This is a genomic window from Ensifer sp. LBL (assembly GCF_050435225.1).
GTDB lineage: Bacteria > Pseudomonadota > Alphaproteobacteria > Rhizobiales > Rhizobiaceae > Ensifer.
In genome coordinates this window covers 192,750-219,563 of the sequence record NZ_JBNDJY010000007.1, presented here as the reverse complement: position 1 = coordinate 219,563, position 26,814 = coordinate 192,750, and the positions used below count along the sequence as shown (strand labels likewise).

Below are 26,814 nucleotides of genomic sequence, written 5' to 3'. Positions count from 1 at the left end.
GAGCGGATTGTTTCATTCCGGCAGACCATGCCGCGATCATGAGTTGAAAGCAAGAGCGGCAGGCCGCGGCCTCCGGCTTTTCCGCCAGAGATGAAAAGGCCCGGGGCACGTTCGTGTCCCGGGCCGGATGCGCTTACGTCTCAGCAGCTTAGCGAACGAGGATGTTCTTGAACTGCCACGGATCCTTGGTGTCGATGTCTTCCGGGAAGAGGCCCGGGCGACCGTCGAGCGGGGTCCAGTCGGTGTAGTGACCTTCGACCGGGCCGAGGTACTGCAGCTGCACTTCGAGGCACCGCTTGTAGTCCATCTCGTCGGCTTCGACGATGCCGGACTTCGGGTTCTCGATTGCCCAGACCATGCCCGCGAGAACCGCCGAGGTCACCTGCAGGCCGGTGGCGTTCTGGTAAGGCGCGATGCGGCGGGTCTCTTCGAGCGACAGGCGCGAACCGAACCAGTAGGCGTTCTTGTCGTGGCCGTAGAGCAGCACGCCGAGTTCGTCGACGCCGTCGACCAGTTCCTTTTCGTCAAGGACGTGGTGCACCGGCTGGGCGTTGCCGCCGTTGCCGAACATTTCGTGCAGCGACAGAACTGCGTCGTTGGCCGGATGGTAGGCGTAGTGGCAGGTCGGGCGATAGGTGACTTCGCCGTCCTTGTCGCGAACCGTGAAGAAGTCGGCGATCGAGATCGCCTCGTTGTGGGTCACGAGGAAGCCATACTGCGGGCCGGGGGTCGGGCACCAGCTGCGCACGCGGGTGTTGGCGCCCGGCTGCTCCAGGTAGATCGCCGCCTTGCAGCCTTTCTTGTGCTTCTTGGCGTTCTTCGGCATCCAGTTTTCATGGGTGCCCCAGCCGAGTTCGGCTGGCTGCAAGCCCTCGGAGATGAAGCCTTCGACCGACCAGGTGTTCCAGAAGGTGTTGAACGGCTTCGGGTTCTTGGTGCGCTGGGTGTCGCGCTCGGCGATGTGCACGCCCTTGACGCCGACCTTCTTCATCAGCTTGGCCCAGCCTTCGCGGTCGTCTTGATGCGGCTCTTCGAACTTTACGCCCAGGTCGTTGGCGAGGTTGAGGAGGCCCTGCTTGACGAACCAGGAGACCATGCCCGGATTGGCGCCGCAGGTGGAAACCGCGGTCGTGCCGCCCGGGTTCTTTTCCTTTTCCTTGCGCAGGGTTTCGCGCAGCGCATAGTTGGTGCGCTCGGAATTGTCCATTTCGCTGTCGAAATAGAAGCCGAGCCACGGCTCGACGACCGTGTCGATGTAGAGAACGTCAAGCTTGCGGCACATCCTCATCAGATCGACCGAGCCGGTGTCGACCGACAGGTTGACGCAGAAGCCCTGGCCTTCGCCTTCGGTCAGGAGCGGCTTCAGCAGTTCCTTGTAGTTGTCCTTGGTCACATGCGCGCGAACGTGACGAACGCCGTGGCGTTCGAAGATCTCGTTGTCGGCAGCATCCTCACGGGGCTCGACCACGATTAACCGGTTCTTGTCGTATTTGAAGTGGCGCTCGATCAGCGGCAAGGTGCCGCGACCGATCGAGCCGAAACCGATCATGACGATCGGACCGGTGATCTCGCCGTAAACCGGATAGGTGGTATCTGCCATTTTTGTCTTACTCCTGAGAAAACTTTCCCTGTGGCGGTGGGTGACTAAGCATGAGGAAGCGGCTGTGGCCGCTGTCTGGCTCGTACGAGTGTGCCGAAACGGCCGCTGTGCCCGTGGGGCACGCGGCGCTGTAGAGCATAGATTGCTGTCACAATAAAGAGCCGGCCGGTCAACCGCTATTTGAGAGTGTGCTTAACCGGCGATCGTCAGCAGTGAAGCAATCAGGCCGTCCCGCTTGCTGACAAGCCCCTTGTAGGCCGCCTGCGGCAAGGTCAGGGCGCGCAACTGTTCGACGAAGGACGCGGCCAGCGCTGCGGCATCCGGCCGCTTGCGCAGCATCGCCAGCGGGTCCGAATAGATGCGGATGGTGAAGACCAGCGCGCCGGTCTCAGGCAGCTTGCGCAGCGTCTGCCGTTCGATGCGGATGAAGGTGCGCTCCTCGGTCATCTCGATGGCACTGGCGGCGATGCCCTCGGACTTCGATTTCGGCAGGTGCAGCGCGCCGTCGACATTGACCGCCCAGTTGAAGCGCTCGACGAAACGGCCCGGCGGCAGATTGTCGAACATGCGGGCAATCAGTTCGGCGTTGCGGGTGCCATGCTCGAAGCCCGGGACGGGGCCATGGATCTCGTTCATGGTGCGGCCGTATTTTTCGGCGAGCGACCAGGAAGAAGGAAAGGCGACATAGGCGGCGTTGAGGCGCCAGCCGTCGTCGGTCTTCTGCATGATGGCAAGATCGTCCTGGACCAGCGAGCCCGAAACGGCCAGCGGCTCATCGCCGTCGAGCGGCACGGGCTCGCCGCCGATGATCATGCGGTCGCCGTCGCGGCGGTAGATCTCCGGATAGGCGGCCGGCAGGTAGTCGAGCAGAACGTCGAGCAGTTCGCGCTGCGCGTCCTGCGTTCCGTCAGCGGCGGCGAACACGGTATCGCGCGCCTGCGCAAGCAGCCGCTTCTTTTCGCAGAGGTAGTGCTGCAGCTGTTCGTCCGGCTCGATCCAGCGATCGGGGTCGAGCTGGGCAAGGCCGATGGTGAAAGGTTTTGAAGAACCGTCGTAAGGCGTATGCTTCATGCTCAGCGGCCGCACCAAGGCTGTGATTTAACCATATCCCTATCGTTTCGCACGATGAAAGGCTTGCCACAAGCTGTTCGTGCTATAGCTTCGCTAGAAGCATCCGCTTCGCGCCATAATTGATAGTTGTCCGACCCGGAGGCGTGACAGACCGTGACCGGTAGTCATCTCAAGGCTCTTGCGGCCTTACAGAGCAAAACACCCGTGCTGATCGCGCTCTACGACCAGCATGATCGCCTGCGGTTTGCCAATCCGGCATTCCGCGCAGCCTACCACGTCGGCCCGGATGAGAGCCCGACTTGGGAGGAAATCATGCGCCGGAACCACGCTGCCGGCCACGGAACGATCCTCAAGACCGAAGACATCGATGCCTGGATCGCCTCGACGATGCATCGGCGTGGCAAGGTTCCGTTCCGCGCCATGGAAACCGACCTGCATGACGGTCGCTGGATGTGGATGACGGAGACGGTGGACGCGGACGGCTGCATGCTGTGCATCGCCGTCGACGTGACGGCCATCCATGCGGAAGAGCGCGAGCTCAGGCAGGATCGCGACTTCGCGCTTCGGGCCGCCCAGGTGGATGAGCTGACGAGCGTTCCCAACCGTCGCTACACGATGGGCCGGCTCACCGAGTTCATCGCCAATTGCGCCGAGAACCCGCATATGTGGGGCTGCGTCGCGATCATCGACATCGACTACTTCAAGGCGATCAACGACCGCCATGGGCACCAGCGCGGCGACGAGGTGCTGCTCGATTTCGCCCGGCAGATGCAGGAATTCGTTCGCCGTTCGGATTGTTTCGGACGGATCGGCGGTGAGGAGTTCATGCTGATCCTGCCGGATACGACCATCAGCGAAGGCAATCGCATCCTCGACCGCCTGCTCGAACGGGTCAGAAGCTCGCGACCGCTCGAGAACATTCCTGAGTTCTTCTACACCTGTTCTGTCGGCGTTGCGGAATATCGCGACGGCGACAGCGTCAGCGATCTCTATGCGCGCGCCGACCAGGCGCTCTATCTTGCCAAGCGCGACGGCCGAGATCGCGTCCGCCGCTACACGCTTCCCGGCTCAGACCAGGAGGTTCACCCGGATCAGGCCCCGTAGCGAATTACCGACATAGAGGTTGCCGCGAACAAGGTCGTCACGCGAGAGCCGCGCGACCCGCGCGCGGCGCTGGCAGATAAGCTCGGTACGCAGCACGCCGGCAAGCAGGCCGCAGGCGATCGGCGGCGTCTTCAGGAGGCCGCTGCCGTCGTCGAGGAAGACGGAGGTGATCGTGCCTTCGCAGACCTCGTCCCTCTCGTTCAGAAGCAGAACCTCGTCGGCCTCGCTCGCCGCAAACTCGTTGCGGGCTGCCTCATAGGTGGCGCGGCGACTGGTCTTGTAGCGCAGCAGTGGATCGTTCGACTTGAGCCTGACGGTGGCAATCCGCGCCCGCCAGACCGTATCTTCGGGTAGCGGCGCAAAGGGAGCGGTCTTCACCTCGATATGGCCGTCCGGGAACAGCTCGAGGCGCACGCGAAGCGCGGTTCCGGCATTGCCGGCGGCCGCATCGACCGCCGCAAGCAGCGCAGCCTGCGCGCCACCTGAACCCGCGATGCCGAGACGGCGGGCGGAGCGGACCAACCGGGCAAGATGCAGGCGCAAGCGGACGAAGCCGACTTGGGGCTCGTAGCGCAGGGTTTCGATCAGCGAGAAATCCGTCATCGGATGACCGCATTGCCGACGGGCGCGACATCGCCTTCGCCGAGCGCGATCCTATCGTCGCCGACGGCGAAGCGGGCCTTCAACAGGCATTCCTCGTATTCGGATTGGGCGGTGCTGTCGAAGACGATGCCGCCGCCGACATTGAAGACGGCATCGCCATTATCAAAGAGCGATATCGTCCGGATCGCGACGCTGAAGCGCATCACGCCGTTCGGGGCGATGAAGCCGATCGCGCCGCAATAGGCGTCGCGGGGGCCGTCTTCCAGGTCGTGCAGGATTTCCATCGCGCGCATCTTCGGCGCCCCGGTGATCGAACCGCAGGGGAAGAGTGCTGCGAAGACGTCCTTGAGGGTGATCTCCGGCAGGAGCTTCGCCCGGACATGGCTCACCATCTGGTGCACCGTCGGATAGGTCTCGATGTCGAAGAGTTTTGGGACGCTGAGCGTGCCGACCTCGGTGATGCGCGAGATGTCGTTGCGCAGGAGATCGACGATCATCCGGTTTTCGGCCTGGGTCTTTTCGTCGGCGCGCATGGCGGCGATGATTTCGAGGTCTTCGGCGGCCGTGGCGCCACGCTTGGCCGTGCCCTTCATCGGGTGGGTCTCGATCCAGCCGTCCGTGTCGACGCGGAAAAAGAGCTCCGGTGAGCGCGATAGAAGGACCGGACCGTCGAGGGCGACGAGCGCGCCATACTTGACCGGCTGCCGGTCGATCAGCGACCAGAAGGCGGCCCGCGGGTCGCCGGACCAGCGGGCGCGGATCGGCATCGTCAGGTTTGCCTGGTAACAATCGCCCTGCCGCAGGTGCTGGTGCAGGCGGTCGAAACGCTCGCGGTAGGTCTCGAAATCCCAGCCGGCGCGGGGCTCGCTCAGGAAGGGTTCGTTCTCGGTGCGGCGTTGCGGCTCGGCGAGGGGGTGGTCCTCGCACGGCGCATCGAAGATGCCGAACGACATCAGCGGCGTCTTGCGATTTTCCTCGGCAAAACCTTCGAGCTTCTCCTCGAAGAGATGGCCGGCCTCATAGGACATGAAACCGGCGATCCATTTGCCTGATGTGTGCGCGCGTTCAAGCTCGGCAAGGCCGCGGACAAATTCGGCCTTCGTGCGGGCAGTTATGACGCGCGAGGGCGATGCGAAAACCGTGGTGCGGTTTTCGCTGTCGTCCCGGAACAGCACATAGGGTGCGGTGTCGCTCATAAAGTCGTCTTGTCGATCGCGCCGTGATCCGGACCTGTGTCCGGATCAGGCCTTATCAAGCGCTTCAAGTTCGTCGATCAGCCCTTCGATCATCGACAGTCCCTGTGCCCAGAACGACGGATCGGTGGCGTCGAGGCCGAAGGGGGCGAGCAGCTCGGAATGATGCTTGGTGCCGCCGGCCTTCAGAAGCTCGAAATACTTCTCCTGGAAGCCCTTTTCGGCGTTCTGGTAGACGGCATAGAGCGAGTTGACCAGGCAGTCGCCGAACGCATAGGCGTAGACATAGAAGGGCGAATGGATGAAGTGGGGGATATAGGCCCAGTAGGTCTCATAGCCTTCGGAAATGCGGATCGCCGGGCCGAGGCTTTCGTTCTGCACCGACAGCCACAGCTTGCCGATGTCGTCCGCCGTCAGCTCGCCCTCCTTGCGCGCGGTGTGCACCTTGCGCTCGAATTCGTAGAAGGCGATCTGGCGCACGACCGTGTTGATCATGTCCTCGACCTTCTGGGAGAGCATCGCCTTGCGCTCGCGCTTGTCCTTCGTCTGGTCGAGCAGGGCGCGGAAGGTCAGCATCTCGCCGAAGACGGATGCGGTTTCGGCGAGTGTCAGCGGCGTCGACGCCATCAGCGCGCCCTGGCCGCCGGCGAGCACCTGGTGCACGCCGTGGCCGAGCTCGTGCGCCAGCGTCATCACGTCGCGCGGCTTGCCCATGTAGTTGACGAGCACATAGGGGTGGGCCGAGGGCACGGTCGGATGGGCGAAGGCGCCCGGCGCCTTGCCGGGGCGAACCGGCGCGTCGATCCAGCTTTCGTCGAAGAAGCGGCGGGCGATCGCCGCCATCTCCGGATCGAAGGCATTGTAGGCGGAAAGCACCGTTTCCTTGGCCTCGTTCCACGAGATCAGCGCGTTCGGGGTTTCCGGCAGCGGCGCATTGCGGTCCCAGAAATCCATCTCGCTCATGCCGAGCCACTTGGCCTTCATCGTGTAGTAGCGATGCGACAGCCGCGGATAGGCCGCCTTGACGGCTTCGGCGAGTGCATCGACGACCTCGCGCTCGACGCGGTTGGCCAGATGCCGGCTGTCGGCGATATCCTCGAAACCGCGCCAGCGATCGGAGATTTCCTTGTCCTTGGCGAGCGTGTTGGTGATCAGCGTGAAGGTGCGGATGTTGGCCTTGAAGGTTTCGGCAAGCGCCATCGCCGCCTTCTTGCGCACCTCGGTCGCCGGATCCTGCAGGAGGTTCAGCGCCACTTCGAGCGGCATTGTCTCGCCGTCGATGGTGAAGGTGAGGCTCGCCATCGTCTCGTCGAACAGGCGGTTGAAGGCGGCGGCACCCGTCATCGATTTTTCCAGGAACAGCTGCTCCAGCTTGTCGTCGAGCTGGTAGGGCTTGTCCTTGCGCAGGTCGGTGAGCCAGGGCTTGTAGTGGGCGGCAAGCGCGTCGGTTTCGAGTGCCTTGTCGAGGATCGCGTCGTCGATCCGGTTCAGCTCCAGCGAGAAGAACAGGAGATGCGCCGACATGTCGGTGAGCTTCGACTGCACGTCGCCGTAGAGCTTGCCGTTTTCCGGCTTGGACGTATCCGAGAAGTAGGTGAGGCCGGCAAAGGAGGCGATGCGGCCCATGACGTCCTCAAGCGCCTCGAATTCGCGCACGGCAGCGCCGATGCCATCGTCGCCGCTCTTGGCGGCCGCTTCGGAAAGCTTGCCCTTCCACCTGGCTTCGAAGGCGATCGCATCGGCTTCGGCCTTCTTCATGTCGTTGCGGAACGCATCGGACGTGGACGACGGATAGAGATCTTCAAGCCGCCAGGAGGGCAGGTCACCGAGGTCGGCAGCGGCGCCGTGGCTCTGGCCGGCGGCGGCGCGGACAACAAATTGCTCGGGGGCGAAGGGGCGGAAGGTCATCGTCGGATTTCTCTCGTTCGTGACAGGAAGAGGCAAGCGATATGGGCCCCATTGCTATCGCCGGCAATGGATAAAATGCAAGCATTTCTCAAAACATGATGTTCAGCCCTTTATGGCACAGATGCCTGACGTGATTTGGCACATGAGGTTGGCCAAAGAGTACCGCGTGTCCAGAGCAGGAGGCTTCCGTGACATCACACATTCTGGTCATTGATGACGATCCGGTGCAGCGCCGGTTGCTGACGAACATGATCGAGCGTCTCGGTCATGTCGCCCATCTGGCTGACAACGGCCGCAGCGGCCTGGAACTTCTGGAGCGCAAGGGCGGGATGATCAATGTCATCCTTCTCGACCTCTTAATGCCGGAAATGAACGGCCACGGCTTCCTTGAAGCGCTGGCCGAGCGCGGCGTCGATACGCCCGTCATCGTCCAGACCGGACAGGGCGGCATCGAGACCGTGGTGCACGCGATGCAGGCCGGCGCCTTCGACTTCCTGGTCAAGCCGGTCTCTCCGGAGCGGTTGTCTGTGGCGATCGGTAACGCGCTGAAGATGGCGAGCCGTGACGGCAAGGTCAAAACCTCGCGCCGTCCGCGCGGCGGCGCCGTTGGCTTCGACGACATCGTCTCTGCAAGCCCGGCGATGATCCGGGTGATCGACCTTGCGCGCCGCGCCGCGCAGTCGAACATTCCGATCGTGCTCGAAGGCGAGAGCGGCGTCGGCAAGGAAATGGTGGCGCGCGCCATCCAGTCCGCAAGCGACCGGGTGGGCAAGCCCTTCATTACCGTCAACTGTGGCGCCATCCCGCACAATCTGGTCGAGAGCATCCTCTTCGGCCACGAGAAGGGCGCCTTTACCGGCGCGACCGAAAAGCACACGGGCAAGTTCGTCGATGCTGACGGGGGAACCCTGTTCCTTGACGAGATCGGCGACCTGCCGCTGGAAGTCCAGGTGAAGCTTCTGCGCGCGGTCCAGCAGGGCGAGGTCGAGACGATCGGCGCACGCCATCCGCAGAAGGTCAATGTCCGGCTGATCTCGGCCACCAACAAGGACCTGATCAACGAAGTGCGCGAAGGGCGGTTCCGCGAGGACCTTTACTATCGCCTCAACGTTTTCCCGATCACCATTCCGGCGCTCCGCCGGCGCAAGGAAGATATCCCGGTGCTGGTGCGCTCCTTCGTCGAGCGCTTCGCCGCCGAGCAGCGGCTGAACCAGCCGCTGACGGTGTCGAGCGGCGCGCTGGCGCTTCTGACCGCCTATGACTGGCCGGGCAATATCCGCCAGCTCGAAAACGCGATCTTCCGCGCCGTCGTGCTTGCCGAGGGCAACGAGCTGACGGTGAAGGATTTCCCGCAGATCGCCACCCAGATCCCCGGCTATGTGGTTTCCGACCGCGCCGGTTTCTCCTGGGGCGAGGCTGGTCCGGAGCGGGCGGCGGCTGGCGGCGAGACCGTGTCGAGCGTCTATCCGGACTTTGCGAGTGCGGCGAAATCCATGGAGGCGGAGGCCTCCGGCGACGCACGCATGGAGAACGCGATCGCCAGCGTCGACGAGGGCGGAGACGTGCGCAAGCTTGCGGAAGTCGAGGAGGAACTGATTCGTTTTGCGCTGAAATTCTACCGCGGCCAGATGAGCCAGGTGGCCCGCAAGCTCGGTATCGGCCGGTCTACCCTCTACCGCAAGCTGAAGGATTATGGCATCGATCCCGATAACCCCTTGAGAGAGGCGGCATAAAATCGACGCATTCACGATTCATTAGCCGTGCTATTCAGTCACCGCCGTTTAGACCTTGTTAGTGAAGTATTCACTATATTATAAGGGGCGGTGACGACTGTGGCAAATTTGCCATGCTGTCACCTTATTTGACAGTCATCTGAGACAGCGAAGCACGGTTGTCCGTCGGACGGGGATTGAATGCCAAATTTGTTCGGTTTTAAGAAGCCGCTCGGCTCCTTAGCTAGAGTCTGCGCGGCGGTCACCCGCCGGGTGCCGCAGGTTCTGACATCCGTTGCTCTTGCGGCTGCCCTCGTGACGCCTGGTTTTGCCCCTCCCGTGGAGGCCGCAGGCCAGACCCGGACACTGAAGCTCTATTTCATTCATACTCAGGAAAAGGCGCAGATCACCTTCAAGCGCAATGGCCGCTATGACGCCAAGGGCCTGCAGGAAATCAACCGGTTCCTGCGCGACTGGCGCCGCAACGAGCCGACGAAGATGGATCCGCGCCTGCTCGATCTCGTCTGGGAAGTCTACCAGAAGAGCGGCTCGCGCGATTACATCCACGTCGTCTCTGCCTATCGTTCGCCGGCGACCAACGGCATGCTGCGTTCGCGCTCGAAGGGTGTCGCCAAGAAGAGCCAGCACATGCTCGGCAAGGCGATGGACTTCTATCTGCCGGATGTGAAGCTGAAGACGCTGCGTGAAATCGGCGTGAAATTCCAGGTGGGCGGCGTCGGCTATTACCCGACATCTGGCTCGCCTTTCGTTCACATGGACGTCGGTGGCGTTCGCGCCTGGCCGCGCATGAGCCGTGCCGAACTGGCACGCCTCTTCCCCGACGGCAAGACCATGCATTTGCCGTCCGATGGCAAGCCGCTTCCGGGTTATGACCAGGCGGTTGCCGACTACAAGCGTCGCGTCGGTGCTTCGGCGATCCAGGTCGCTGGTGGTGGCGATACCGGTCCGGGCGATACGGCCAGCGGCAAGCGTCGCGGCAACCTGTTTGCCATGCTGTTTGGCGGTGGCGGTGACGAGGATGAAGAACCCTCGGCAATCGCGGCCGGCCCCGGTACCGATGACGAAGGTGGTGCTGCGCCCGCTGCCAAGGTGCAGACGGCTGCTGCGCCCGCCGCTCAGGAAGCGCTGCCCGGTGTTGCCGGTTCTGTCGCCGCCGAGCCGACGGTTGCTGCCGAACAGAACATCAATGCGCCGGTTCCGGCCGTGCGGCCCGCCTTCAAGCAGGCGCCTGCCGATGCTGGTGTAGCCGTGGCTCTCGTGGCGCCGGAGAAGAACCCGGCCCAGGAAGCGCTTGCCGCAGCCCTGCCGCCAACCTCGGAAACGCCGAGCGAATTTGCCGACCTCGGTTCGATGAAGGTTCCGGTCCCGCAAATGCTTGACCGCCGCGACATGAACACGCTCGTCGCATCCGCCGATGCCGAACCGGACATGCAGGCGCTCGGTTTCGTGCCGGTTCCGGCCATGCGGCCCGCGGGTGACGCAGCCCTTGCCGCCGTTGCGGATGCGCAGGTCGTGATCCCCTCCTTCGCGGAGCGCCCGGTCGTGGCATCCGCAGAGCCGCCGCGCGATGTGGCGGCCGAAGCCAAGACCCGTGTGGCGCTGGCCCAGCCGACCCCGGCTGAGCGCCAGCCCGTCGCCCAGCCGCAGCCGATCGAGATGGCAGCCTACGCGCCGCAGTCGGGCACCAATGCACGCGCCGCGATCTTCGATAGCGCCTTCGACACGCAGGCGGAAGCGCCGGCCAAGGGCGGCCGACCGAAGAAGAACGACGCCGATGCCGCGACCCGCTCGTCGGTGCGCGCCGAACCGAAGCTGACCCAGAAGATCATCTCCGAATGGGCGCTTTCGACCGGCCGCGTCGCAACACTTTCCAAGCCGGTGAAGGCGCCGCGCTTCGTCAGCAAGTCCCTGCGGACTGCCCCGACGACGGTCTATGCGGCCGGCTTCTCCAGCAGCGCCGGACCAAACGTCGATACGGCCCGCTTCAGCGGCAACGCCGTCAACTTCATGGAAGTGAAGAAGTTCAGCACCAACTGAGCTTCCACCAAACACCAGACACGAAAAAGCCCGCCGACCTGGCGGGCTTTTTCGTGTCTATCGTCTGCCTTCGCCTCATGCCGGCTCCGACTGCATGCGAGCCTCTGCCGCGGCGTTCCCGCGCGGGAAGCGAAGGCCGCCTGGCGGCGGCCTCGAAAAGGTCCTGCTTATTCCTCGTCGGCCGCCGGCACCATGCCGAGCGCCTGGAGGTAGGTGTCGAGGATCGCTTCCTGTTCCATACGCTCGTCGTGATCCTGCTTGCGGATCGAAATGACCTTGCGCAGGATCTTGGCGTCGAAGCCGGTGGACTTGGCTTCGCCGTAGACGTCCTTGATGTCGTCGGCGATGGTCTTCTTTTCTTCTTCCAGGCGTTCGATCCGTTCGATGAAAGCACGAAGCTGATCGCGTGCGACGCCGTGAGCATCCGACATGGTCTTCTCCTTGATAGGGGGAATGGAATTTCTTGGGTGCCGTGACGTGCCGCGAACGGCCGCCAAGGTCAAGGGTGATTGCGCAACAACGCGGTCATTTCCGTGGCAGAGGCGGGCGAAAAGACCCTAATCCCTTGATCACGACGGTTTGTGTCGGCGCGATCCAGCCATCATTTTCAAGCGGCTCACGCGTTCGAGCGAAGTGCGGGTGGAAGCCCGCATACGCCTTTCGTCATTCCGCCTTGGGCCGGTTGAGCTCGAACGCCGCCTTTTGTTCGGCCGATGCTTCCCTCTGGTTGCGCTCGCGCCATTCCTCATAGGGCATGCCGTAGATGATCTCGCGCGATTCCTCCTTGGCAAGCGGAACACCCGCCTGTTCGGCGGCTTCGCGATACCAGTTGGACAGACAGTTGCGGCAGAAGCCGGCGAGGTTCATCAGGTCGATGTTCTGGACATCGTTGCGTTCGCGCAGGTGGTTGACCAGCCGGCGAAAGGCGGCGGCCTCGAAGGCGGTCTGTTGCTCAGGGGTCAGTTCGGTCATGGTCGCTCGTCCTCTTCATCATAGGCGCCGGTGCGCGAGATGTGCCGCTCGTAGCGATGCAGCTCGGGCATGGCGTTCAGGCTTGCCAGGATCGGCGCCAGCCGCTCGGCCCAGGCGGCAACGCCTTCAGCGTCCGCGATCAGGTCCTGCCGCACCTCGATGAGGGCATGCGCAATGCCCGGCACCATGCAATGCCTGAACATCGTATCGCCGCGCAACGCGCCGTCATAGGGTTCATTGTTGCCGACGACGATATCGCCCGGCGCCTCGAGCCTGTCGATCAGCGGCAGCACGGCGCGGTCGTCGCTGTCCCAGAGCACGGCGGCGTGCCAGGGACGGGCGACGCCCTTCCAGGCCGGCGTGTAGGAATGGATTGAGATGACCAGCGGTGCTGCGCCATGCGCCTCGGCGCTTCGGCCGATGGTCTCGGAGACGGCGCGGTGATAGGGGCGATGGAACCGGTTCAGCCGGTTTTCCCACTCCTTCTCGGTGATGGGGTGGTTTCCCGGAATGATCGCTCCGTCGGAAATCCGCATGATCAACGTCGGGTCGTCCTCACCGCGATTGGGATCGATCAGCAAGCGAGAGAAGCAGCCGAGAACGGCCGGCGCGTCGAGCATCGCCGACAGGCGCCGCACGAGCGCTTCGACACCGATATCGTAGGCGATGTGCCGCTCGAAGGCTGCGGCGGGAAGGCCGAGACTGCCATATTCGGCAGGCAGCCGGTTCATGGCGTGATCGGCAAGGAGCACGAGCCCGGTTGTGGGCTTGGCTTCGATAATCTCATAGGGAGAATAGTGTTGCATGCCCTTCCAGTCCGTTTCAGCGTCCCGTCTCGCTGATCGCACGCGTGGGCGTCAATCGCAAGAAAAACGCAACTGTTTAACGAAATCCGAAAGCAATTTACCGATTGTAATCGATTAGAGTTGCGTTGACTTTCGGGGCTGCCCGTCGCAAGAAAGTGCCACGCAAATCAAAACGGAGTTCCATCGGAAACCGTGTCCAGATATCCTTTTTCCAAAGCGAAGCCGGGGCTGACGACACTGGGAGGCATCCTCCTGTTTCTCCTGGCAACATCAAGCTCATTTCTTTTCGCCAGCGATGCACGCGCCGATTTTCGCGTATGCAACGGCACCCAGACACTGGTCGGCGTAGCCATCGGCTACCGGGCCAAGGACGGCTGGATGACGGAAGGCTGGTGGCAGGTGCCTGCCAACACCTGCGCGACCCTGATCGAGGGCGAGCTTCAGTCACGTTATTATTATCTTTACGCGGAAGATGCGGCCCGTGGCGGTCGCTGGACCGGTGACGTCAACATGTGCGTCGCCGAGAACGAATTCAAAATCACGGGCGTGCAGGACTGCTTCGCCCGCGGCTTCCAGCGCATGGGATTCAAAGAGTACGACACGGGGCGGCAGGGAAGCTGGATGGTTCAGCTTTCGGATCCGTCCGGCACGCAGGAAAGCCAGAATTGATGAAGCGGAACAGAAAAGTCAAAATCCTCGCAACGCTCGGACCGGCGTCTTCGGACGAGCAGATGATCCAGAAGCTGCACGAGGCCGGGGCCGATCTGTTCCGCATCAACATGAGCCATGCGAGCCACGACGTGATGCGCACGCTGGTGCAGCGCATCCGCGCGGTCGAAGCGCGCTGCGGCCGGCCGATCGGCATTCTCGGCGACCTGCAGGGACCGAAGCTGCGCGTCGGCAAGTTCGCCGAAGGCAAGGTCGATCTCAAGGTCGGCCAGACCTTCACGCTCGACAACAAGGACGAGCCTGGCGACAACACCCGCGTCTATCTGCCCCATCCGGAGATCCTCGAAGCGGTCAAGCCCGGCCACCGCCTGCTGATCGATGACGGCAAGCTGCATCTGAAGGCCGAGAAGACCGACGGCAAGAGCATCGTCACGACCGTTGTCGCCGGCACCAGGATTTCCGACCGCAAGGGCGTCAGCCTGCCTGATACGCTGCTCGCCGTCGGCGTGCTGACCGACAAGGACCGCGCCGACCTCGACGCCGTTCTGGCGACCGGTGAATTCGACTGGGTGGCGCTCTCCTTCGTGCAGCGTCCGGAAGACCTGGCCGAAGTTCGCAAGATCGCCCGCGGCCGCGTTGGCCTGATGTCGAAGATCGAAAAGCCGCAGGCGCTCGACCGCATCGACGAGATCATCGAACTCTCGGACGCGCTGATGGTCGCCCGCGGCGACCTCGGCGTCGAGATGCCGCTGGAATCGGTGCCCGGCCTGCAGAAGCAGCTGACGCGCGCTTGTCGCCGCGCCGGCAAGCCGGTAGTGGTTGCCACCCAGATGCTGGAATCGATGATTTCGGCTCCGGTCCCGACCCGCGCCGAAGTCTCCGACGTCGCGACGGCCGTGTTCGAAGGTGCTGATGCTGTCATGCTTTCGGCAGAATCGGCCTCGGGCGAATATCCGGTGGAAGCCGTTTCGACCATGGCGTCGATCGCCAGCAACGTCGAGCGCGACCCGCATTATTCCAGCATCATCTACGCGCAGCGCACGCCGCCGGAAGCAACTGGCGCCGACGCGATTTCGCTCGCTGCCCACCAGATCGCCGAGACGCTGCGGCTCTCTGCCATCGTCTGCTACACCTCGTCCGGCACGACGGGCCTTCGCGCCGCCCGCGAGCGGCCGCAGGTGCCGATCATCGCGCTGTCGCCGATCGTGCAGACGGCGCGCCGCCTCTCGGTCGTCTGGGGCCTGCACTGCGTGGTCACCGAGGATGCGACCGACCTCGACGACATGGTCAACCGCGCCTGCCGCATCGTAGCCTCGGAAGGCTTCGGCAAGCCGGGCGAACGCATCATCATCTCGGCCGGCGTGCCGCTCGGCACCCCCGGCGCGACCAACATGCTGCGCATCGCCTATATCGGCTCGGACGGCATGAGCGGCGTCTGACGCCCCCTCTCATTTTCGGACTGCAACGAGACCCCAGGAGCGATGATCCCGCTCCTGGGGTCTCGTGTTTTGTTGATGATGGGGCAGGTCGTGGGATGACGGGCGCTCCGGCAAAACCGGCCAGATCCCCAACGGATGGCCTGGCGCGATCAGGGCGACTTGGCGGCGGCGAGCCTTTCTTCGGCGCGCTTGACTGCCGCTTCGAGATCGCCGGGCTTGCCGGCCAGTTTCTCGACCGCGGCAACGACGACGTCGGTGACCACATAGTCGGGCTTGTGGCCGAGATTGCCGATCCAGTGCAGTTCGGCGCCGGGGATATCGCGCGCCAGCCCGCGCGAGTGGATATCGGCAAGAACGATCCCGTCGCTGTCGCCGGTGATGATCACGGTCGGTGCGGCGATGTCCCGGTAGCGGGGCGCAGTGGCGGTCAGATAGCCGTGCAGATTGGCGATATCGCGAGCATTGCTGAGGAAGGTCGAGGGACGCAGCACCAGATGCGGGCCGGTCTTGTCGATGTAGTCGGCCGGCCGTGGGTTGGGCGAAAAGATCGAGTGCGTACCGCCCTCGATGCGTCGCTGTCCCAGTGGCGTTACCAGCGTATGGGCAAAGAGCCAGCCGACGAAGGGCAAGGCTGTCAGGCGGTAGTACCAGTCGATGCCGCCGGGCCAGGGGTGGGTGGCCGGCGCCAGCAGGAGGAGGCCGGCGGTCTTGTCCGGATGATTGAGCGCGAAGCTCGCCGCAATCGCGCCGCCGAAGGAGTGGCCGACGATCACCGCGCGACCGACGCCGCGCTTGTCCATCAGCCTTGCGATCGCATCCGCCTGGCCACCGGGCAGGTCGTTTTCCGGCCCGCCGCGCTCGGAATAGCCATGGCCCGGCCGATCGACGAACAGCATCTCGGCGCGACCATCAAGCGCGGTTGCGAAAGCATGCAACTGGTCGAGCAGGTTGCCGCTCGCGCCATGAATGAAGACGACCGGCAGGAGGTCGGCCTGCCCGCCGGCCGGCAGGTGCACGCTGTTCATGCGGTAGCCGCCGATATCGATCAGTTCGCCGACATTGGGAAAGCGCCGGGCGAAGCCACGCGCGTGCCAGAGGCTGTAGGCGACGCCGGCGAGTATCAGTGCAAGGAACAGGAGCGTGACTGGGAACATCGTTTCTATTTGTCTTCCGGCGCCCGTCTTTCAAGGCGTGCCGAACCCTTGAGGCCGCCGAGGTTTATCCTTTGCCATCGCGGCCAGATATCGTCCACAGCGCGCTTGCGGGCCAGCACAAACTCTGGCAGCGCCGCATCCCGGTTGTCTTTGTTGTAGCGGCTGTCCATGCGGTCGACAACGAGCACCGGAGGCGCGCCGAATTGATCGGCTGTGATGTCGATGATGAAATTCCCGCATTCGACCCAGGCATGGCTTTGCCAGGTCTTCCCCCAGCGGAAGCCGAACGGTCCGTTTTCAGGCCCCAACGGCCCGCTGCGCGGCGTACCGCAGACCCATTCGGCGCCGAAGCCTTGAGTGTTCAAGACGCGCTGCAGGAAGAGGCTCGTGCGACCGCAGGTGCCTTGCGCGGCGATCGCTGGGCGGTCGGCTCCGGCATGGCGATGCCATTCCTCCCAGATGGGCTCGACGAAACGGCGCGCCGCTGCCGCGATCTTCAGAAGCGACGTTCTGTCGGAGGGGAGGAGCGTTGACGGGCTAGGCAATCGACCGGGTCGCGCGTTGTCAGGTCTTGCTGCCGGCGAGCTTTTCGGCAAGTTCGCCCAGTTGTTCCTGCGCCTTGCGATCGGCGGGATAAATGTCCAGGAACTGTTCCCAGGCACGCATGGCAAGCTCATCCTTGCCGGAGGCGCCGAGGATTGCCGCCATGCCGGCAAGCGCGCCGAAGTGGCGGGGCTCGATCGACAGCACGCGGTTGATGTCGGCCATCGATTTCCGGTAATTGCCCATCGTATAGTGCAAGGTCGCGCGGCGATTCCAGCCTTCGACATAGTTGGGCGCAAGGGCGATAACCTGGTCGAGGATATCGAGAGCGGCCGGCTGCTTGTTGTCGGAGATCGCCTTGTCGGCCCATTGCATCAGCAGGTTGACCGTGGCGCTGCCGGAATCCTGCCACTCCATGCGGATCTGGTTGGAAAGCTCGCGCGCCTTGTCAGGGTCGCGTTCCTTTTTCAGGTCGGCGAACAGGGTGTCGAGGCGTTGCTTCGGGGTGGTGAGACTGGTTGCTTCCGTTTGCGTCGAGGCTTCCGCCGCGAAGGAGAGGTTGCCAGCTCCCGTGGAGGTGGCGAGCAGGGCGGAACACGCCAGAATCAAGGGTCTAAAAACTCGCATGGCGAGCATGTTAGCTCGCCACGGAATAACTTCAAAATCAATTCTGGGACATCGCCTGAGCGCTGTTCCCAAGTCCCCTGACGGGTCTCAGCCCTGACGAGCCTTGAAGCGCGGGTTGGACTTGTTGATGATGTAGATGCGGCCCTTGCGACGAACCAGACGGTTTTCGCGGTGGCGGGTCTTGAGCGACTTGAGCGAATTCTTGATCTTCATTTTCCTGATCCGCAGGTTTCGGGGAATGAAAATTCGCCCGGTATCTCTAACAATCAAAAGCGCGCCCGTGAGCGCGCTCCTTTAAGGTGGGATGGCAAATACCGTGTCACCCCTGGTGTGTCAACCACAAGACGCCCCATTTTGGCGTCTTGCCCCGCATTTCTATGGCTCTCAGCCGCGAACGAGCCGCGTGACGTGGCCCATTTTGCGCCCAGTGCGGGCCTCGGTCTTGCCGTAGAGGTGCACCAGCACGTCATCCTCCGCAAGCCATGCGGGGACCGCGTCGAGGTCGTCGCCGATCAGGTTTTGCATGACGCAGTCGGAATGGCGACGCGGATTGCCAAGCGGCAGTCCGGTGACGGCACGGATATGCTGCTCGAACTGCGAGACGACGCAGGCGGCTTCCGTCCAGTGGCCGGAATTGTGCACGCGTGGCGCCATCTCGTTGACGATCAGGCTGCCGTCGGCGAGCACGAAGAACTCGACACCGATGACGCCGACATAGCCGAGCGCATCGAGGATCGCCTTGGCGGCAACCCGTGCCGCTTCGCCTGTCGCAGCGCCGATCTCCGCCGGGACCGTCGAGGTGTGGAGGATGCCGTTGCGGTGCACGTTTTCCGCCGGATCGAAACAGGCAACGGCGCCGTTGGACGCACGGGCGGCGATGATCGAGATTTCGCGCTCGAAGGGCACGAAGCTTTCGAGGATCAGCGGTACGCCGCCGAGTGCCGCAAAGGCGCCGGCCGGGCTGTCTGCCGTCGAGCGGAAGACGCGCTGTCCCTTGCCGTCATAGCCGAGGCGGCGGGTTTTCAGGACGCCGGTTCCGCCGAAATCGGCAAGCGCCGCTTCGAGGTCGGCCTGGCTGTCGACGGCATGGAAGCGTGCCGTGGCAATGCCGCAGCCGTTGATGAACTGCTTTTCGGTGAGGCGGTCCTGGGCGACTTCCAGCGCCTTCGGCGGCGGGAAGACGGGACGTTTCGCGGCAAGCCGCTCGGCGGCCCCGACCGGCACGTTCTCGAATTCGTAGGTGATGATGTCGCTGACGGCGGCAAGCTCGCCGAGCGCGGCTTCGTCGTCATAGGCCGCGACGATCTGGTCGTTCGCCACCTGGGCCGCCGGACAGTCGACCTGCGGCTCGAGGATGACGGTGCGGAAGTTCAGTCGGGCGGCTGCCATCGCCAGCATGCGGCCGAGCTGGCCGCCGCCGATAATGCCGATGGTGGTCATGCCTCGTCCACCGGATACTCGGCAACGGCAATGGTCTGCTGTTCACGCCAGTCGTCGAGGCGGTCTGCGAGGTCCTCGTCGCCAAGCGCAAGGACGGCTGCGGCAAGGAGTGCTGCATTGACGGCGCCGGCGCGGCCGATCGCGAGCGTGCCGACCGGGATTCCGGCCGGCATCTGGACGATCGACAGCAGGCTGTCCTGGCCGGAGAGCGCCTTTGACTGGACGGGGACGCCAAAGACCGGCAGCGGCGTCATCGAGGCGCACATGCCGGGCAGATGCGCTGCACCTCCGGCGCCGGCGATGATCACCTTGAAGCCCTCGTCGCGGGCGCCCTTGGCGAAGCTGACCAGCCGATCGGGCGTGCGATGGGCCGAAACGATGCGTGCCTCATAGGGAATGTCGAGCGCGTCGAGCGTATCGGCGGCGTTCTTCATCGTCTCCCAGTCCGACTGGCTTCCCATGATGATGGCGACGGGTGGGGTCGTGGTGTCGATCACGTCTATCCTGTTCTGCTTCAGGCAATGATATCGGGAATGATCTGGTCTTCGATCTTGCTGATCTTGTCCTTGATCGCCAGCTTCTTCTTCTTCATGCGCTGGACTCTGAGCGCGTCGCAGCCCGTCTCGATCATGGCGTTGATGGCAGCATCATAGTCTTCATGTTCCTGCCTCAGCCGCGCTGCGGTCAGTCTGAGTTCGGCCTGGTCCTGGTCCGGCATGCAAAGCGATCCCCATCAGCCCGGTTGCGAAGTCCTCCTCGAACCGGAATTTCATGCGCCGCTCTATCACATCTTGGGCGGTAACGGGAAGTTATCCGTCGTCATCATTTCGCCTTCGACAAATGAAAAATGGCGTGGCACAGTAGTAAGGTTACAACCATGAAACATCCGGCATTTGCGTGCCGGATGCAAGCAAAAGGAAGGGACTGCCAAATGACTGTTGAGGCTCATCTTGCAACGCTTGAGAAAAAACATGGCGCCCTGGAGCAGGAGCTCCACGTAGCGATGAATCAGCCGTCAGTGGAAGACGAACTGATTACCGATATCAAGCGAAGGAAGCTGCGCATCAAGGACGAAATCGAAAGGCTTCGCTCCTCGACTCACTGATTATCAACGGTATTTCCCAGAACCATCGGGAAGCGCCATCTCCCCTCTGAGTAGGCGCAACAAGGTTTAGAACCAATCCCCCACAGTGGAATATACGGATTTTTGGACCGGGCCTGACGCCCGGTCCTCTTGTTTCCGGGCCGTCGCTTCCAAGCTTTAAGACCAGAACTGGTCGAGCCAGAGATTGAGGCGGTCGAAGCCCGGCCGGTTGATCGCATAGATCCGCCGGGTGCCGCTCGCCGATACCGAGACCAGATTGCAGTCCAGCAGGGCCTTCAGGTGCTGCGATACGGCCGGACGGCTGATCGGCAGGCCTTCTGCCAGTTCGTTCACGGTTTTCGGCGCGCGCCGCAACTCCTCCAGCAGGTGGCGCCGGTTCGGGTCCGCAATGGCATCGAAAGGGTTCGCGATGGTCATGGGCGGACGTTAGGCGAATTTTTGCAAGGCAGCAAGAATTTTGTGCGGTGCGAAACGCTAATTTTGCTTTGCAATATTTCCGTAATACTTGGGTGGCGACTCAGCCGGCCGCGGCGAGGCCGACGATACCGTCCCAGAGCAGCTTCGAGCCCGCGATGAAGGCCATGCTATACATGAAGGGATAGAAGATCTGCGGCTTCATGCGGCGTACGATAAAGGCGCCGCACACGGTGGCGACGATCGCCAGCGGGAAGAGCGTCGCCGAGATTTTCAAGTTGCTGAGATCCAGTTGCCCGAGCGCGAAATAGGGAATGAGCTTCACTGCGTTGAGGATCGCGAAGAAGCGCACGATCGTGCCGGTATATTCGCGCGGATCGAGTTGCAGCGGCAGCGCATAGATCTGGAAGGGCGGGCCGCCGGCATGCGCCACGAAGCTGCCATAGCCGGCGAACGAGCCCCAAAGCGCTGCCGGCCCGGCCCGCTGCGTCTTCGGCGCGATGGTGATGCCGAGGCGCATGCGCCAGATGTTGTAGACGTAGCGAAGCACGAAGAGCACGGTGATCAGGCCGATGATCAGGCGGAGCAGATCACGCGAGACATAGGCGGAGGTCGCCCAGCCGATGAGGATGCCGGCAATGGCGCCGGGCAAAAGCATGAAAAGCGTCTTGCGGTCGCCATGCTTGCGCCACATCCAGAGCGATACAAGGTCCATCGCGATCAGGATCGGCAGGAGCAGGGCCGCGGCCTGGACGGGCGACACCGCCATCGACAGGATCGGCACGCCCATGAGCGAAAGGGCTTCTCCCATGCCGCCTTTGCTGAGGCCGACAAGCAGAACGGCCGGGATGGCGATAAGGTAGAAGTCGAGATCCGGAAGCATGGGTGGCTGTTGATCCTTTTGCAGTCTCCGTCTATCGGTTTTCGGAAATGAAATCGAGCGCTGGTTTCGCGGCTTACGCGGTACAGCCGGAAATGGATATCTGAGCATGACAACAGAACGCTGCCGCCTGGTGCTGATCGCGCCCGACATGCCCGATGCGGCGGAACGTGCCAAGGTGCTCGCCGACGCGCTCAAGGGTGGCGACGTCGCCTCGGTGATCGTGCCGCAATACGGGCTCGACGACGCCGAGTTCCAGAAGCATGCCGAGCGCCTGGTTCCGGTCATCCAGGAGGCGGGCGCCGCAGCGCTGATCGCGGGCGACTCGCGCGTGGCTGGTCGCGCCAAGGCGGATGGTCTGCATGTTACCGGCAATGCCGAGGTGCTCGGCGAGGCGGTCGAGAAGCACACGCCGAAGCTGATCGTCGGCGGTGGCAACGCGGCCGACCGCCACCATGCGCTGGAGATCGGCGAAGTGCGTCCGGACTACGTGTTCTTCGGCAAGACCGATGGCGACATCAAGCCGGAGGCGCATTCGAAGAACCTGGCGCTTGCCGAATGGTGGGCGTCGATGATCGAGATCCCTTGCATCGTCATGGGCGGCACCGATCCGCAATCGGCGCTTGCCGTGGCGGAGACCGGCGCCGAGTTCGTGGCGCTTCGTCTGGCCGTCTTCGGTGAGCCGGGACAGGCGCCCTCCGTCGTTGCCGCGGTCAACGCGTTGCTTGACGAAAAAGCGCCACGGTTTGAAGATTAAGACGTTTCGATGTTGAACCGTCCGTCTTCCAGATTGAGTAGGGGTCTTTCCCTTGTCGCCCTGGCCGTTGCGCTGGCGCTGCCGGCGCATGCGCAGGAGCAGCCGAGCGACGGCGGCGATGCCGGCGTCGAAAAACGCGGCCGCATCACACCCTTTAACGGCGCGGCGATGCCCGAAGGGGCAGAGACTGGCGACAAGTCGAACGCGGCCCCGGGAAAGAAGCCGGGAGACGGCACGGCGCCGTCTGGAGGCGTGGGCGTTTTCGATCGCATGGGTGCGGAATTGCCGGCGCTACCGGCCGAAAAACCCTTCGCCGGCAAGGTCGACGAGGCCTATGGCGCGTTCCAGCGCGGCTATTACCTGACCGCGATGGATCTGGCGTTGCCGCGGGCGCAGCTCGGCGATCCGGCGGCGCAGACGCTGATTGCCGAAATCCTGCAGCAGGGGCTGGGCGTCGTGCGCAACCCGCAGCAGGCTGCCTTCTGGTATGGCCAGGCGGCGGAAAAAGGCGATCCGGCGGCGATGTTCAAATATGCCCTGATCCTGATGGAGGGGCGCTACGCCAAGCGTGACCGGAAGAAGTCCGAAGAGCTGATGAAGAAGTCGGCCGATCTCGGCAACGGCTCGGCGCAGTTCAACTATGGGCAAACGCTCGTTGCCGACAATCCCGGACCGAAGGGGTTGAAGCTGGCGATGCCCTATTACGAGAAGTCGGCCGAGCAGGGCATTGCGGACGCGCAATATGCGTTGTCGCAGATCCTGGTCAATGTCGACGGCATCGAGGAAAGCAAGCGGGCGCGTGCCCGCGAATGGCTGATCCGTGCGGCGCGGGCGGGCTTCGACACAGCCCAGCTGGACATCGCCATCTGGATGATCGAAGGCATTGCCGGTGAGCGGAACCTGGAGGACGGCTTCGGCTGGATGCGCCGGGCGGCCGAGGGTGGCAACGTGGTGGCGCAGAACCGGCTCTCGCATCTCTATGTCAATGCCATCGGCACGAGGCCCAACCCGGTCGAGGCGGCCAAATGGTATGTGCTGTCGCGCCGCGCCGGTCTCAAGGACGATGCGCTCGAGGACTTCTACCTCGGCCTGAACGAAGAGCAGCAGAAGCAGGCGCTGAGTGCGGCCAACAGGTATCGCCGGAGCTGAGCGAGGCGGAATCCCGTCGCCGCCGGCCGGCAAACATGCTATTTCGCTTGAACTCTCGGGGCTTTTGTGGTTCTGAGGCCGCGGTTTTGCTCGCGGCGCCGCGACAGTGGCAGCAATGCGCGAGCGGAGTGAGACTTCACTCGGTTTTTTGACGACGGAACACGGTTTGCAGCTTGCCCTTGGGGCCGGCAATGCGCCTATGTTTCGTCAAGCAGGTTCAACGTCCGATCGAACGCGTTCGATCGGCCTTCGTTTTCAAGGGATCGCCAGATGGCCCGTTCAGCACTTCTCAATGTCATGGTTCAGGCCGCCTTCAAGGCGGGCAAGTCGTTGTCCCGCGATTTCGGCGAAGTCCAGAACCTGCAGGTCTCGCTCAAGGGACCGGGCGACTATGTTTCGCAGGCCGACCGTAAGGCCGAAAAGCTCATCCGCGAAGAACTCCTGAAGGCTCGCCCGACCTATGGCTTCCTCGGGGAGGAAGGCGAGGAGATCATCGGCACCGATGGTGCGCACCGCTGGATCGTCGATCCGCTCGACGGCACCACCAACTTCCTGCATGGCATTCCGCATTTCGCCGTTTCGATCGCACTGGAGCGCCAGGGCGAGATCGTCGGCGCCGTCGTCTTCAACCCGGCGACCGATGAACTCTACACGGCCGAGCGCGGCGGTGGCGCCTTCCTCAACGACCGTCGTCTGCGCGTCGCTGCACGCAAGCATCTTTCCGATGCCGTGATCGCCACCGGCACGCCGCATCTTGGCCGCGGCAACCACGGCAAGTACCTGATCGAGCTGCGTCACGTGATGGGCGAAGTCGCCGGCATCCGCCGCATGGGCTCGGCTGCACTCGATCTTGCCTATGTCGCTGCCGGCCGTTTCGACGGCTACTGGGAGCGTGACCTTGCAGCCTGGGACATCGCCGCCGGCGTGCTTCTCATTCGCGAAGCCGGTGGCTGGACGCACGATATCAACGGCGGCGCCCGTCCGGTCGACGACGGCTCGGTCATTTGCGGCAACGAATACATCGTCAAGGCGCTGACGGAAGTCGTTCACCGCCCGGTGCCGACGAAGTAAGTCGCCATCCCTTTCGTTTCAAAGCCTCCGACGCGCAGCCCGCATCGGGGGCTTTGTTTTTGGTGCGAAGCCCGACGGAGCAACACGACACCGCCACAGGCCCGTGCCTAACTGGCGACCTGTCGGCCGCGACGTGATCGCGGCTGCATGCACAAATTGGGCCTTGAATCGATTTCGGTTTCAGGAATTATGCGATAGGCTCCGGGCCGGCGCGGCGCCGTTCCGTCAAGTGAAGCGGAGATACTCATACCCATGACGAAACTGCATCTGTCCGGATGGAACGGTCGGGAAGGCATGGAAGACGGCTACAACCCGCATAAGCTCTCGAGCCCCATGCACTATTTCTGGACGATGGTGGTCTTTCTGATCATCGTCGGCTTCGTGGGTGCGATCCTCTTCCGCCAAGCGCAGAATGCCTTTCTCGCCAATCCGGGCCTCAACGGCCTGATCCTCGGCGTCCTGCTGATCGGCATCCTGCTCGTCTTCAACCACGTGCTGGGCTTGCGTCCCGAAGTGCGCTGGTTCAATTCGTTTCGTGCCGCCGGTAGCGCCGACAAGGTCGGGCGCGATCCTGTGCTGCTCGCGCCGATGCGGGCCCTGATCGGCGGTCGTCAGACGGCGATCTCGACCACGGCGCTGCGGTCGATCCTCGATTCCATCGCCACCCGCCTCGACGAATCGCGCGACATTTCGCGTTACCTGACCGGGCTTCTGGTGTTTCTCGGCCTGCTCGGCACCTTCTGGGGTCTGCTTGGAACGATCGGCTCGATCAATACGGTCATCCAGTCTCTGGATGCCGGATCGGGCACGACGGAAGACATTCTCTCAGCGCTGAAGACTGGCCTGTCGGCACCGCTCACCGGCATGGGTACGGCGTTCTCGACGTCGCTTTTCGGCCTTTCCGGTTCGCTGATCCTCGGCTTTCTCGATCTGCAGGCCGGGCGGGCGCAGAACCGTTTCTACACCGAGCTTGAAAACTGGCTCTCCTCCGTGACCGATGTTGGCTCGGAGCTTTCGCCGGCGCTCGACCTGCCCGCCGGCGCGCCGGTCGAGGAGCTGAAGAGGCTCACCGACCAGCTCGTCCGCCTCAACCATGAGGGCGGCGCGAACCAGCGCACGACCGCCGCCATGGCAAGCCTCGCCGAAGGCATTCAGGGGCTGGTCAAGAACATGCGCGGCGAGCAGCAGATGCTGCGGGACTGGATCGAGGCTCAGCAGGACGAAGCCAAGGCGATGCGCAAGACGCTCGACAAGCTGGCTTCGCGCGTCGGCATCTCCGACCGGTCGTCTGCGCATGACAAGCCGGCCGTTCAGGCCAAGGCGCGCGCGGAAGAGACCGGAGGGGAATGATCCATGGCGCTCGCGCGAAAAGGCCGCTCTCAGCGCACGATCGACTATTGGCCGGGCTTCGTCGACGCGCTGTCGACGCTGTTGCTGTCGATCATGTTCCTGCTGACCGTTTTCGTCCTCGCCCAGTTCCTGCTCAGCCGCGAAATCAGCGGCAAGGACGAGGTACTCACGCGACTGAACAGCCAGATCAACGAGCTGACCCAGCTTCTGGCGCTCGAAAAGAGCGGCAAGCAGGATCTCGAGGATTCCCTTGCCAATCTGCAGGCGTCGCTCGCCACCTCCGAGGGCGAACGCTCGCGGCTTCAGGCCCTGCTCGACCAGGGTGCTGGCAGCTCGGACGCCGCCAACCAGAAGATCGGCCGTCTCGGCTCTGAGCTTGAGACCGAGCGCGAAGTCAGCGCGCGGGCGATGAGCCAGATCGAACTCCTGAACCAGCAGATCGCGGCGCTCCGCAGCCAGATTGCCGCCATCGAGGTGGCGCTTCAGGCATCGGAAGCCAAGGACCAGCAGTCGCAGACCAAGATCGCCGATCTCGGCCGACGGCTGAACGTGGCGCTGGCCCAGCGGGTGCAGGAACTCAATCGCTACCGTTCGGACTTCTTCGGACGCCTTCGGGAAATTCTCTCCGACCGCGAAAACATCCGCATCGTCGGCGACCGCTTCGTCTTCCAGTCGGAGGTGCTGTTCCCGTCCGGCGGCAACGACCTCAATCCGGCGGGGCAGGCGGAAATGGCCAAGCTCGCCACCGCACTGCTCGATCTCGCCAAGGAAATCCCGGCCGAGATCAATTGGGTGCTGCGTGTCGACGGCCACACCGACAATGTGCAGCTTTCCGGCGCCGGGCGTTTTGCCGACAACTGGGAGCTCTCGTCGGCGCGCGCGACCTCGGTGGTCAAGTTCCTGATCTCGAAGGGCGTACCGGCGGACCGGTTGGTTGCCGCAGGCTTTGGCGAGTACCAGCCGATCGCGCCGGGCGAAAGCCCGGAAGCGCGGGCGCAGAACCGCCGCATCGAGCTCAAGCTGACCGAGAAGTAAGCTTTCGGCCCCGCGAGCGTCCCGTTGTCGGTGACGCTAGCCCGGCCCTTGAATTGACCTTGACGTACGCGTAACAGTTTCTGCAGCCATTTCGATGGCTGCGGCAGCCTTTGCGTGTCAGGGCGTGGGGTGCCGGATGGGATGCGAGGGGGAG

28 protein-coding genes are annotated in these 26,814 nt (G+C 63.3%); 11 read left to right on the top strand and 17 right to left on the bottom strand.

All coding sequences use genetic code 11. The features are described 5' to 3' along the window. Window positions 1–148: 148 nt before the first annotated feature. On the bottom strand, window positions 149–1,600 hold the full coding sequence (locus OKW20_RS26245) for a homospermidine synthase (protein ID WP_429114701.1): 1,452 nt from the start codon (window positions 1,598–1,600) through the stop codon (window positions 149–151). Window positions 1,601–1,792: 192 nt separating this feature from the next. Beyond that, window positions 1,793–2,671, bottom strand: coding sequence for a heme-dependent oxidative N-demethylase family protein (locus OKW20_RS26240; RefSeq protein WP_429176843.1), 879 nt, complete (start codon window positions 2,669–2,671; stop codon window positions 1,793–1,795). A gap of 153 nt (window positions 2,672–2,824) precedes the next feature. On the opposite strand from OKW20_RS26240, the gene OKW20_RS26235 reads away from it, so the two are divergent. Then, window positions 2,825–3,775 (top strand): sensor domain-containing diguanylate cyclase, encoded by a 951-nt coding sequence (locus tag OKW20_RS26235; protein ID WP_043610644.1) that lies wholly within the window; start codon window positions 2,825–2,827, stop codon window positions 3,773–3,775. Here the strand turns inward: OKW20_RS26235 and OKW20_RS26230 are convergent. From OKW20_RS26230 to OKW20_RS26220, 3 genes are read right to left on the bottom strand one after another with little or no spacing between them, the layout of a single operon-like run. Beyond that, window positions 3,740–4,378, bottom strand: coding sequence for an aminotransferase class IV family protein (locus OKW20_RS26230; RefSeq protein ID WP_429176841.1), 639 nt, complete (start codon window positions 4,376–4,378; stop codon window positions 3,740–3,742). The genes OKW20_RS26235 and OKW20_RS26230 overlap by 36 nt on opposite strands. Further along, entirely contained in the window at window positions 4,375–5,574 is a 1,200-nt protein-coding gene (locus OKW20_RS26225) for an aminodeoxychorismate synthase component I (RefSeq protein WP_429176839.1), read from the bottom strand. Before OKW20_RS26225 ends, OKW20_RS26230 begins: the two co-directional genes overlap by 4 nt. 45 nt (window positions 5,575–5,619) lie before the next feature. Beyond that, window positions 5,620–7,479, bottom strand: a complete 1,860-nt coding sequence (locus OKW20_RS26220; RefSeq protein ID WP_429176836.1) for a M3 family oligoendopeptidase — start codon at window positions 7,477–7,479, stop codon at window positions 5,620–5,622. 188 nt (window positions 7,480–7,667) lie between these two features. Here OKW20_RS26220 and OKW20_RS26215 point away from each other — a divergent pair, with 188 nt between their 5' ends. Together OKW20_RS26215 and OKW20_RS26210 are read left to right on the top strand one after the other, a co-directional pair. Continuing rightward, complete coding sequence (locus tag OKW20_RS26215; protein WP_043610639.1) at window positions 7,668–9,212, top strand: sigma-54-dependent transcriptional regulator; 1,545 nt, start codon at window positions 7,668–7,670, stop codon at window positions 9,210–9,212. Window positions 9,213–9,392: 180 nt separating this feature from the next. After that, a complete protein-coding gene (locus tag OKW20_RS26210; RefSeq protein ID WP_043610637.1) occupies window positions 9,393–11,249 on the top strand; it encodes a DUF882 domain-containing protein in 1,857 nt (618 codons plus the stop codon). 167 nt (window positions 11,250–11,416) lie between these two features. Here the strand turns inward: OKW20_RS26210 and OKW20_RS26205 are convergent, their stop codons facing one another. From OKW20_RS26205 to OKW20_RS26195, 3 genes are all read right to left on the bottom strand, one after another. Then, entirely contained in the window at window positions 11,417–11,680 is a 264-nt protein-coding gene (locus OKW20_RS26205) for a DUF2312 domain-containing protein (RefSeq protein ID WP_034806111.1), read from the bottom strand. A gap of 232 nt (window positions 11,681–11,912) precedes the next feature. Then, the gene (locus OKW20_RS26200) at window positions 11,913–12,221 is read right to left on the bottom strand and encodes a DUF1244 domain-containing protein (RefSeq protein ID WP_429114695.1); all 309 of its coding nucleotides are present in this window, start codon (window positions 12,219–12,221) and stop codon (window positions 11,913–11,915) included. Further along, a complete protein-coding gene (locus tag OKW20_RS26195) occupies window positions 12,218–13,027 on the bottom strand; it encodes an N-formylglutamate amidohydrolase (protein WP_429176833.1) in 810 nt (269 codons plus the stop codon). The genes OKW20_RS26200 and OKW20_RS26195 overlap by 4 nt, the downstream gene beginning before the upstream one ends. Window positions 13,028–13,219: 192 nt before the next feature. On the opposite strand from OKW20_RS26195, the gene OKW20_RS26190 reads away from it, so the two are divergent. Further along, the gene (locus OKW20_RS26190; protein WP_051659725.1) at window positions 13,220–13,696 is read left to right on the top strand and encodes a DUF1036 domain-containing protein; all 477 of its coding nucleotides are present in this window, start codon (window positions 13,220–13,222) and stop codon (window positions 13,694–13,696) included. Further along, window positions 13,696–15,135, top strand: a complete 1,440-nt coding sequence (gene pyk, locus OKW20_RS26185) for a pyruvate kinase (RefSeq protein ID WP_402325474.1) — start codon at window positions 13,696–13,698, stop codon at window positions 15,133–15,135. The genes OKW20_RS26190 and pyk overlap by 1 nt, the downstream gene beginning before the upstream one ends. Before the next feature lie 149 nt (window positions 15,136–15,284). On the opposite strand, the gene OKW20_RS26180 is transcribed toward pyk, so the two are convergent. The 7 genes from OKW20_RS26180 to OKW20_RS26150 form a co-directional block, all read right to left on the bottom strand. Then, complete coding sequence (locus OKW20_RS26180; protein WP_429114810.1) at window positions 15,285–16,289, bottom strand: alpha/beta fold hydrolase; 1,005 nt, start codon at window positions 16,287–16,289, stop codon at window positions 15,285–15,287. Window positions 16,290–16,294: 5 nt separating this feature from the next. After that, the gene (locus OKW20_RS26175; RefSeq protein WP_429176832.1) at window positions 16,295–16,885 is read right to left on the bottom strand and encodes a hypothetical protein; all 591 of its coding nucleotides are present in this window, start codon (window positions 16,883–16,885) and stop codon (window positions 16,295–16,297) included. Then, window positions 16,854–17,468: a tetratricopeptide repeat protein gene (locus OKW20_RS26170; RefSeq protein WP_402325699.1), complete on the bottom strand. Its 615-nt coding sequence runs from the start codon at window positions 17,466–17,468 to the stop codon at window positions 16,854–16,856. Before OKW20_RS26170 ends, OKW20_RS26175 begins: the two co-directional genes overlap by 32 nt. Before the next feature lie 78 nt (window positions 17,469–17,546). Continuing rightward, entirely contained in the window at window positions 17,547–17,672 is a 126-nt protein-coding gene (gene ykgO, locus OKW20_RS26165) for a type B 50S ribosomal protein L36 (RefSeq protein ID WP_034806120.1), read from the bottom strand. Window positions 17,673–17,843: 171 nt separating this feature from the next. After that, window positions 17,844–18,899 carry a 5-(carboxyamino)imidazole ribonucleotide synthase gene (locus OKW20_RS26160; RefSeq protein ID WP_043610625.1) on the bottom strand — a complete coding sequence of 352 codons (1,056 nt, stop codon included), beginning with the start codon at window positions 18,897–18,899 and terminating at the stop codon, window positions 17,844–17,846. Continuing rightward, window positions 18,896–19,360 (bottom strand): 5-(carboxyamino)imidazole ribonucleotide mutase, encoded by a 465-nt coding sequence (gene purE / locus OKW20_RS26155; RefSeq protein WP_034806641.1) that lies wholly within the window; start codon window positions 19,358–19,360, stop codon window positions 18,896–18,898. The genes OKW20_RS26160 and purE overlap by 4 nt, the downstream gene beginning before the upstream one ends. A gap of 53 nt (window positions 19,361–19,413) precedes the next feature. Continuing rightward, on the bottom strand, window positions 19,414–19,617 hold the full coding sequence (locus OKW20_RS26150; protein WP_034806122.1) for a YdcH family protein: 204 nt from the start codon (window positions 19,615–19,617) through the stop codon (window positions 19,414–19,416). A gap of 213 nt (window positions 19,618–19,830) precedes the next feature. Here OKW20_RS26150 and OKW20_RS26145 point away from each other — a divergent pair, with 213 nt between their 5' ends. Further along, on the top strand, window positions 19,831–20,004 hold the full coding sequence (locus OKW20_RS26145) for a YdcH family protein (RefSeq protein ID WP_034806123.1): 174 nt from the start codon (window positions 19,831–19,833) through the stop codon (window positions 20,002–20,004). A gap of 156 nt (window positions 20,005–20,160) precedes the next feature. On the opposite strand, the gene OKW20_RS26140 is transcribed toward OKW20_RS26145, so the two are convergent. Together OKW20_RS26140 and OKW20_RS26135 are read right to left on the bottom strand one after the other, a co-directional pair. Then, a complete protein-coding gene (locus tag OKW20_RS26140) occupies window positions 20,161–20,421 on the bottom strand; it encodes an ArsR/SmtB family transcription factor (protein ID WP_429176830.1) in 261 nt (86 codons plus the stop codon). Window positions 20,422–20,521: 100 nt separating this feature from the next. After that, window positions 20,522–21,301, bottom strand: coding sequence for a sulfite exporter TauE/SafE family protein (locus OKW20_RS26135; RefSeq protein WP_205237820.1), 780 nt, complete (start codon window positions 21,299–21,301; stop codon window positions 20,522–20,524). A 106-nt stretch (window positions 21,302–21,407) separates the two neighbouring features. On the opposite strand from OKW20_RS26135, the gene OKW20_RS26130 reads away from it, so the two are divergent. The 5 genes from OKW20_RS26130 (at window position 21,408) to OKW20_RS26110 (ending at window position 26,660) form a co-directional block, all read left to right on the top strand. Next, window positions 21,408–22,055, top strand: coding sequence for a thiamine phosphate synthase (locus tag OKW20_RS26130; RefSeq protein WP_043610620.1), 648 nt, complete (start codon window positions 21,408–21,410; stop codon window positions 22,053–22,055). Window positions 22,056–22,064: 9 nt separating this feature from the next. Further along, entirely contained in the window at window positions 22,065–23,204 is a 1,140-nt protein-coding gene (locus tag OKW20_RS26125; RefSeq protein ID WP_429176828.1) for a tetratricopeptide repeat protein, read from the top strand. Window positions 23,205–23,474: 270 nt separating this feature from the next. Beyond that, window positions 23,475–24,275, top strand: a complete 801-nt coding sequence (locus tag OKW20_RS26120; protein WP_034806132.1) for an inositol monophosphatase family protein — start codon at window positions 23,475–23,477, stop codon at window positions 24,273–24,275. A gap of 252 nt (window positions 24,276–24,527) precedes the next feature. Beyond that, window positions 24,528–25,625 carry a MotA/TolQ/ExbB proton channel family protein gene (locus tag OKW20_RS26115; protein ID WP_429176825.1) on the top strand — a complete coding sequence of 366 codons (1,098 nt, stop codon included), beginning with the start codon at window positions 24,528–24,530 and terminating at the stop codon, window positions 25,623–25,625. Between the two features lie 3 nt (window positions 25,626–25,628). Continuing rightward, on the top strand, window positions 25,629–26,660 hold the full coding sequence (locus OKW20_RS26110) for a peptidoglycan -binding protein (protein WP_043610615.1): 1,032 nt from the start codon (window positions 25,629–25,631) through the stop codon (window positions 26,658–26,660). Window positions 26,661–26,814: the final 154 nt, after the last annotated feature.